This window comes from Thioclava sp. UBA3469 (assembly GCF_002378135.1).
GTDB lineage: Bacteria > Pseudomonadota > Alphaproteobacteria > Rhodobacterales > Rhodobacteraceae > Thioclava > Thioclava sediminum.
Window position 1 is genome coordinate 2,013 of sequence record NZ_DFRG01000278.1, and the last position, 704, is coordinate 2,716.

Below are 704 nucleotides of genomic sequence, written 5' to 3' on the forward strand. Positions count from 1 at the left end.
GCGCGCGTCGTCGGCACGCCCAGCTTCGCCATCGCTTCGCTGAGCACATATTCGCGCAGCACCGGGCCGATCCACGCCCGCCCGTCAGAGCGGCCGCGCGAAAACGGCGTGCGGCCCGCGCCTTTCAATTGCAGATCGAACCTCGCGCCGTCCGGCGCGACGATCTCGCCTAGCAGCACCGCGCGCCCGTCGCCCAGACGCGGCACGAAGCCGCCGAATTGGTGGCCCGCATAGGCCTGCGCGATCGGCTCGGCGCCTTCGGGCATCGTGTTGCCCGCCAGCATCGCGAGCCCCTCGGGGCTTTCCAGCCAATCGGCATCGAGCCCCAAACGCTCGGCTAGGTCGCGGTTCAGGATCACCAGCTCGGGCGCTTTCACCGGTTGGGGCGGCTGACGCTCGAAGAAGCTGTCGGGCAGGCGGGCATAGCTGTTATCGAAGGGAATGGTCATGGGGTCTCCTTGCCTCCCTATCTAAGCCATGTGCCGGTCAATCCAATCCCCGCGGATGACCCGCAGCCCTCAATGGTCCATATCGGGGAGACCTTCGCGCGAGAGCAGCACCGCCAAGGGTCGCAGGCGCGGGCTTTGCGCGCAGATGATCATCAGCGCCACCATGATCGGCACCGCCAGAAACATCCCCGGTATCCCCCAGACCGCCGCCCAGAAGGCGAGGCTGATGATGATGCCAAAGGACGACACCCGCAG

At 67.0% G+C, this 704-nt stretch carries 1 protein-coding gene and 1 pseudogene; both read right to left on the bottom strand.

The genetic code is table 11. The features are described from left to right. Positions 1–449: protein adenylyltransferase SelO family protein (locus B3D39_RS20200; RefSeq protein WP_286790031.1), on the bottom strand; the 449-nt coding region annotated here is incomplete at its 3' end. Positions 450–518: 69 nt separating this feature from the next. Beyond that, positions 519–704, bottom strand: a pseudogene (locus B3D39_RS20205) (AI-2E family transporter); the annotation flags it as partial.